The organism is Candidatus Hydrogenedentota bacterium (genome assembly GCA_019695095.1).
Taxonomy (GTDB): Bacteria; Hydrogenedentota; Hydrogenedentia; order Hydrogenedentales; family SLHB01; genus JAIBAQ01.
Map to the genome: position 1 here is coordinate 23959 of JAIBAQ010000065.1, position 7423 is coordinate 31381.

Annotated in this window: 6 protein-coding genes; 4 read left to right on the forward strand and 2 right to left on the reverse strand. The window is 56.9% G+C overall.

All coding sequences use genetic code 11. The features are described 5' to 3' along the window. Positions 1 to 105 precede the first annotated feature (105 nt). Both K1Y02_12470 and K1Y02_12475 read right to left on the reverse strand, forming a co-directional pair. Positions 106 to 2751, reverse strand: a complete 2646-nt coding sequence (locus K1Y02_12470) for a hypothetical protein (GenBank protein MBX7257169.1) — start codon at positions 2749 to 2751, stop codon at positions 106 to 108. 201 nt (positions 2752 to 2952) lie between these two features. Further along, a complete protein-coding gene (locus tag K1Y02_12475; GenBank protein MBX7257170.1) occupies positions 2953 to 3153 on the reverse strand; it encodes a hypothetical protein in 201 nt (66 codons plus the stop codon). A gap of 223 nt (positions 3154 to 3376) precedes the next feature. Here K1Y02_12475 and K1Y02_12480 point away from each other — a divergent pair, with 223 nt between their 5' ends. The 4 genes from K1Y02_12480 to K1Y02_12495 all read left to right on the forward strand — a co-directional run. Continuing rightward, complete coding sequence (locus K1Y02_12480) at positions 3377 to 4897, forward strand: hypothetical protein (GenBank protein MBX7257171.1); 1521 nt, start codon at positions 3377 to 3379, stop codon at positions 4895 to 4897. A gap of 11 nt (positions 4898 to 4908) precedes the next feature. Beyond that, complete coding sequence (locus K1Y02_12485) at positions 4909 to 5685, forward strand: hypothetical protein (protein ID MBX7257172.1); 777 nt, start codon at positions 4909 to 4911, stop codon at positions 5683 to 5685. Between the two features lie 267 nt (positions 5686 to 5952). Further along, positions 5953 to 7062 carry a tetratricopeptide repeat protein gene (locus K1Y02_12490; GenBank protein ID MBX7257173.1) on the forward strand — a complete coding sequence of 370 codons (1110 nt, stop codon included), beginning with the start codon at positions 5953 to 5955 and terminating at the stop codon, positions 7060 to 7062. 131 nt (positions 7063 to 7193) lie between these two features. After that, positions 7194 to 7423, forward strand: a 230-nt coding sequence (locus K1Y02_12495) for an SLC13 family permease (protein MBX7257174.1), incomplete at its 3' end; no start/stop codon positions are given.

Sequence of the window (7423 nt, forward strand, 5' to 3'; positions counted from 1 at the left end):
AACACGCCACAAGAACCAAGGTTCCTGGTCTTGGACCCGAAGATAGGCTTTGCAGGGAATCCGTAATCACACCTGCGCGTTTCTCGCGCGCTTATTGGGCCTCGCCTAAGTTGCCCACGTGAACAACACCGAGGCCAGTCCACGCGGTGGCACGCTCACCGGAATCGAGTTGTCTTTGATGAGAATCGCCGAACCGATTTCTTCATTGAGATTGCACACATGCGCCGAAGCCACGCGGCAAGCCGGTCGTATGACTTCGTGCTTCATTTCGTCCGTGGGATTCCAGAAACGCACAACGGCGCCGTCGCCCGAGGCGGCCGGCTTAATCGCGGTGACTACCGCTTCGCCAGGAGTCACTTCAAGGAACGACCGCTGTTCCAGGAGTTGCTTCGTCGCATGCGCGTAGACACCGGCTTGTGACTCCGAAACGATCCGCAAGGCGCGCGCCGCGTCGAATCCTCCTCCAAACGGATAGAGCAAGTACTCGAAATCGAGCGTCCCCAACAATTCGCCATCCGGTTCGCCTGCCGTCATCACGGTCTGGAAAGTCGAGCGGAATAGCGTAAGCGCCAAAGAACGCTCCGGCGTCTGGGTGACCTCATACTCATGAAGACCGAAAGGAGATAGTACGGCGAGTCCACCCTGCGCGTCCTGTACGCCAAAGAGGGACGTGAAAGCCTTCTCTGGATTGATGCGCTCGTGCCACGTTGCGGTTTCCTCGGGTATGAGAATGTCCCGTTCCACTAACCCAAACGGTGTGTCGGCAAAGGAACGGTTACACGCGACACCCGTCGGGAAGAAGACGCGGAAACGATGATCCTTGACCGTGTTCTCCACGCGCGTGCGCACGTGCACGCACGGAGAGCCGATCTGCACGGCAAGCCAGTCCGTGGTCTTAAGCACTACGCGATCATCGGAACGGCTCCAGGTTCTCCGCTCCATCTCGCGCGGAAGCGAGAACTCGCGTTCGATGCGAAATACCGTGCGCAGCGGACCGTCCTCATCGATTCCAACTGTCACGCGCGTGCCGGGAGTCCGCGCGATGATGTCGTTGATAAGTTTGCCGCGCGTCCACCCGTCGCCCGAGTCACCGCAGTCCTCGTAGACGAAAAGTCCATCGTACACACGGCCGGTTGCCCCATGAGCAACGCGAGCTGTTCCATCGTGATTGACCTTCAAGGAAAGCGCGCCGTTCGTCGCGGACAGCGGACCTGTCAGCAGGGTGCCAAAATTGCGCGTAGCATCCTGTGAAGGACACACCTCAATGCTGACGTGCCCGGACGGTGGCAATTCCAATTCCGCCGCCACGTGATACACGTCACCGACATGCGTTGCGAAGCGGCCTTTAGCATCCAACCGCTTGTGGACGGTTTCGCGGTCGATGCGAGTAAGCTGGAACGGGATTGGCGAGCCGTCCTTCGTTTGCAGCGTGAACTTGTTCAGCCGCTCGGTCGTGCACAGTCCGTCGATGTACTGCTCCGGCCAGTCCTTTGCGAAGGGAATGGACAAGTTGAACACGCCAAGGCGGCCAAACGGCAATGGATTATGGACTACCAAGTGCGTGGCCGATGCATCGGCGTTATCGGCCTCCGCGATGGACGCCGTGGCGCGGCGCAATACGCCGTCGCCGATTTCGAGGCACTGGTCGTACCGATAGAGCATATCCCGGTGGACCTGATCGATACTGCAACCGCAAACCGAATCGTGCGGCTGGTTCTTGATCAGATACTCCCAGGCGAGATCGATATAGCGGCAAATGGGACTCTTGCCAGCCATCTTCTGGAAGAGCGCGTACGGCTCCACCCACTTCTCAAGCAGCGCCTGGCATCGATCGTTGCGTTGCTTCAGAGGATACCTGCTCGACAACGTGTGCACGATCAGGTATTGCCCCACGCGCTTGCTGTCGCGCGCGGGTTCGCGCAACTCGCCTTTTCGCTCGGGAAGTTTGTCCGCATACTTCCGCAATTCGTCCGCATACTGCGGCAGCGTGCCCCAAACGAACTCAATGTCCGTATTGCGGCGCGCCACTTCCTCAAGCGCGCGGATCATCTCCGTATCGCAGCTCTGATGGTCGATCGCGTCCAACAGAAGCAGAAGAGGAGCCGGCGAACGTTTCTTTTCGTCCTCCAAGTAAGGTTCGACATGATGAGAGAAACTCTCATCGGAGTAGTTGCCTTCTTTTAATGGACGTCGAGCCAGAAAGTCGAACGGGCCGTAACTGCCGCGGTCCATCAACTTATGGGTGATCATGCGGCTGCCATCCGGACCTACCCACATGAATTGCCCTGGATAATTCTCGTCTTGCGCCCCTCTCCAGATGATCCCGACGTCCAGCCCAAAACCGCTCATGATCATCGGCAGCGTTGCCACGTGGCCGAATTGGTCGGGGGTATACGCATACGGCATCGGGTGAATCCCCAGATCACGGCACACCCGCATGCCGAGCATCAGGTTTCGCACGAAGCTCTCGCCGGAGATTAGCCATTCGTCGGGCAACACGTACCACGGTCCCGCGAGGATGCGCCCTTGCTTAAGCAGTGCCAGGAATCGCTCACGTTGCTCTGGACGTATAGCGAGGTAGTCTTCTAAAACTACTGCCTGCCCATCCAGGTGGAAGTACTTGAACTTGGGCTCGCGCTCCATCAGATCGAGCAAGTCGTCAATTAATTCGACCAGCCACATCCGAAATTCTTGAAATGTCTCGTACCATTCGCGGTCCCAGTGGGTCCCAACGCAAAAGAAGGCTTTCATGCAGTACTCCCGCCAAAGGTGAGGTTAATGGAGATAGAGTGTACGCTTCGCCAACGGATTGTTCAAGCAGGGCGCGAAATGTACTCACATTCAGGCGGGTGCCAAACTGCGTTTTATACTAAATATGCAGGGGTCACTGTAACAACTCAATCCACCGCTGTGACGTGGATGTGTCTTCCTGGTGGATGAAGGTGGCTCAAGCTATGCGGCGGGAAGACACCGCACGGAGTCAATCAAGGGGACTGTCATTCCAAACATGTCAACCGTATCGAGATACCGCGCGGCACATGTACCGCAATACTCATGCGCTTGCGGGTTTGCGTCGCCGGTCTTGACGGTGACCGCATAGCTGGGCGTGCCGTTCAAGGCGGAACGGCAGACCGTGCACATACTCGTATTCATATTCATAACCAGAACTCCAACATGATACGCTCTTGCAGCTTTACCCCGTAATAGGGGTGTCTATTCTTACTCCTGGATATGCCTATCATTACTTGCCGCGAGTGCGTGAATCAGAAGCCCAATCACCCTGCTCCGGACGACCGTTCAAAAAACTTGTGGTTTAATCTTGACTGTTACGTCTCCACCGTCCACAATATTCACTGGCAGGAGGAGTACGTCCGCTATGAGTCTTTTGGGGTTAGACGTGGGCACGACCGGAACCAAGGCCGTGGCTTTCGATGTAGAAGGAAAACCGTTCGCTTCAGCCTATCGTGAGTACCCGCTTCTATCTCCCCGCCCTGGCTGGCAAGAACTCGACCCGGAGACCGTGTGGTCAGCCATTCGCGATGTTCTCAAAGAGATTGCCGCGAAGACAGCCTCCGACCCCATCCGGGCGATCGGCATTTCCGCGCAAGGCGAGGCCGTTCATGCTGTCGATAAGGACCACCGCTGCCTGACAAACAGCGTGGTCACGTTTGACGCGCGGACGGCGGACATGCCGGCATGGTGGCTCCAGCACAAATCGCGCACGGAATTGGCCCTGATCACGGGTATGCCGCTGCACGGCATGTATTCGCTCAATAAGATCCTCTGGTTCAAGCAGAACCAGCCTGACGTGTACCGTTCCGCGTGGAAATGGCTGTGTTACGAAGATTTTGTGCATCTTCGGCTTGGACTCGAACCCACGATGAGTCTGAGTCTTGCGGCCCGCACCATGGCTTTGGACGTGCGGGCGGGGCAATGGTCGCGGGACATCCTGTCCATTGCCGACGTGGACCCGGCACTCCTGGCAACACCGGCGCCTTCGGGCCGTGTTGTCGGTTCGATTCCCAATCGCGTCTGCGACGAACTTGGCCTCCCCAAAGGCGTGGTTGTGGTAACAGGAGGTCACGATCAACCCGCAGGGGCGCTGGGAGCCGGGATTTTGAGCGGGGGAGAGGCGGTATACGCGACGGGCACAGTCGAGTGTATTTGTCCCATCTTCACATCGTACACGGTCAATTCGAAAACCGTGGAGAACAATCTTTGCTGCTATCCGAGTTGTATTCAGGGGCTCTATGCATCGATCGCCTTCAATTTTACCGGCGGTTCACTTCTGAAATGGTACCGGGACACCTTCGGCAGAGAAGACGCCCGCCAGGCTGCCGAGACCGGACAGAGCGTGTACGATATTATTTGCAGCGGAATCTCGCCGGAACCCGAGAATCTGCTTCTCCTGCCGCACTTTACGGTTACCGGAACGCCGCATTTCGACACCCAAAGCAGGGGGGCCATTCTTGGCCTGACGCTTCACACGCCAAGGGAACAGGTCGTTGCGGCAATTCTTTCTGGCGTAACCTATGAAATGAAATTGAATCTGGAAATGTTACAGAGTGCGGGAGTAGTCCTGAAACGCCTGCGAGCCGTGGGCGGCGGGGCTAAAAGTAGAACGTGGGTCCAGCGTAAAGCGGACATTTTGGGGATGCCCGTTGCCGTACTGGAAACGACGGAGGCCGCAGCCTTCGGTGTTGCCATGTTGGCTGGCCGGGGTGTGGGTGTGATCCCTTCAATAGAAAACGTGGTGAAGCACGCGGTAAGATTCGCCTATGTGTGTGAGCCGGACGAGACGCGACGACGGGCGTTTCAAGAACGGTTTGAAGTGTACCGGGACGTATATCCGGCGCTTCGGGACATTAACCGTCGGTTGGCCCAAATCGAGAAGTAGGTAGAGAGCACGTGAGTTCCCGCAAACGCTGGCAGGAGATTTATCAGGAAGAGAATCCGTTCGCACTCCCTCAGGCCATCATGCGCGGCCTCGAAGAATGCGGCAAGGAAGAGTGCATCCAAGAACCGCAGATCAAGGTCGAATACCTCTGGATGCACCTGCCCGGTGAGTTTGACGTAAACGGCTGTCAATTGCCCGCACAAGAACGTCAGGCTCCGCTCTCCCTGGATGAGTGGCTCGATATCATCGACGAATCCGCCTCGGTTGGCGTGCGCACGCTCATCGTTAGCATTGGGAGGCCCATTTCTGAGCATCCCTACTTGGTCACCATGGCCGACTGGGCTCAAGTCAGCCACGATATGCTTGTCGGCATCCACTTGTATGGCCGGCCCCTATGCGACGAAGACGCTGAGTTAATCGCCAAGCTGGATTTGAGCAAAACACGCCTTTTCATCGACGGCGAATACCTGTATTCGGCGCGGATCGCCGAGAATCTGGGAATCCGCGTGTACAATGCGGAAGGCATCAATGACGAGGCCCGCTCACCTCGGTGCGAACTCCCAAGCAGAATGACCTGCGTCGGACAAACGGGGAATATGTACACGTGCGGACTCGTGCTCGGCAAGGAGCAGTACCGCTTCGGGCATTTCTTCGAACGGAAACTGTCGTCGGTCATGGCCGACACCAACTTGCCGCATTCCATCCCCGAGGAACTTACCAACGTCAAGCACCGCTGCAACGGTTGCCCGCCCCTAATGGCCCAGAAGCTCCGCGACGACGCTGTCTAGCCCGCAGTCTGCACCGGCGCGATTGAGCGCCAATGCAAAGTGCTCACGTGCGAGACGTTGAGGTTATGGAATCAGGAATTCCTCACCCATTTTGCGAGCTCCCCCAAGAAAACGCATGTCCTTATACATGTATTTGTATTTAACTATATTTGAGATTTCAAATCTCAACTTTCAAATCCTCTGTTCGTTTGCTGGATTCCACCCCGGCCTCGCAGGTAACATCACGCATTCCCTATAGTTCATGGAATTGAAACGAGGCAGCAACCGATGTCGATTCCGTTTATCCGCAGAAGCGTTGTCGTGACTACCTGTGTTGTAGTCTTCTCAGCGTTCGTTATCCCCGCATATGCACAGCCAGCACCGGACTTGCTGGATGAAGCGCGCCAATCCCTGCAAAAATCGGCCGAAGAGCAGAATGCCTATGCCACGGCTCAGATGAACGGCGATATGAACGCCGCGAAACAGCACCGTGATGCCTCCGTGCAATTGCAGCAGAGCGCGCGTGACCTATTCGATCAAGCCGGCGCGGCCACTTCAGACGATTTCGATTTGCTCCTCGAATACGCGCGCCTGCTCTCGGCCATGGAAGACTTCGATCTCGCCGAGGCAGCCGTCACTCGTGCAGTCGCGTTGCGCCCCGACGACGCCTTGGCGTGGACCATTCTCGGAGAGACTCAATCCGCGCTGGGCGGAGCAAAGAGCAAGGACGCGCTGAAGTCGCTACAGAAAGCCATCTCGTTGGGGCCGGAACCCGAAACGGCCGCGCGCAGTCTTGCCTCGCTGGGGGCGTTGTATCAGGAGATGGGTCTCTACGACTTCGCCCGCGAAAGCCTCACCAAGGCCCTCGAAGTGAAAAAAGACCACCGCGGCGCAATTATTGCTCTCGCATCGCTGGACCTGCGAAACGGTGATGTCGCGAAAGCTTCGGATGCACTGGACGCCCTCGGGACAATCCCGGAACTGCAACCCTTTCTTCAACACACTATTGAGGGCGGTTTAGCCGATTTCGAAGCCTCCCGCCGTTGGATGCCCGACCTGCCAGAGAACCATCTGGCCTACGCGAAACTCCTCACTCGCGTGGGCCGCGTTGCGGAAGCCATGTGGCCGCTGCGCCGTTGCGTCAAGCTCCAACCTGACAACTATGTCGCGTGGAACCTATTGGGGTCCGTCTATCGGGGCATGAACCGGATTGCGGAAGCCCAAGAAGCCTTCGGAAAGTCGCTGTCAGTAAACCCAGACCAGCCTCGCACAAAGCAAGTGCTGGATGAGTTGGCGAAAGAACAACAGCAACCGGCGGCTACACCCCCGCAAGATGGGTCGACTGCCGTTTCGGGTACCGAGCCTCCGCAGCCCCCTCCACCGGCAAGTACTCCTTGAGCAAATACTTACCGCCGTCAATCCTCAATTATTACTTTTACAATTGCCTTAGTAGTCATTATAATACCGCCTGTTCTGACTTCTGATTCGGAACGCTTTGTCCTGGGGATGAATCTGGAAGGATAGCTGTAGTGGACTGGAACGCGTGGTTTGCGTTGGGCGTTGTTGCCGTCATCTTTGTAGGTTTAGCGCGTGATTATGCCCCGGATATGCTGCTACTCAGCGGCGTTATCCTCTTTGCCGTAGCAGGACTCATAACGCCGCAGGAGGCCTTTTCCGGGTTTTCCAATGAAGGCATGCTCACGGTAGCAGCCCTGTTCATCGTTGCCTCGGCAATGCGTGAAACCGGCGCCCTCGACAC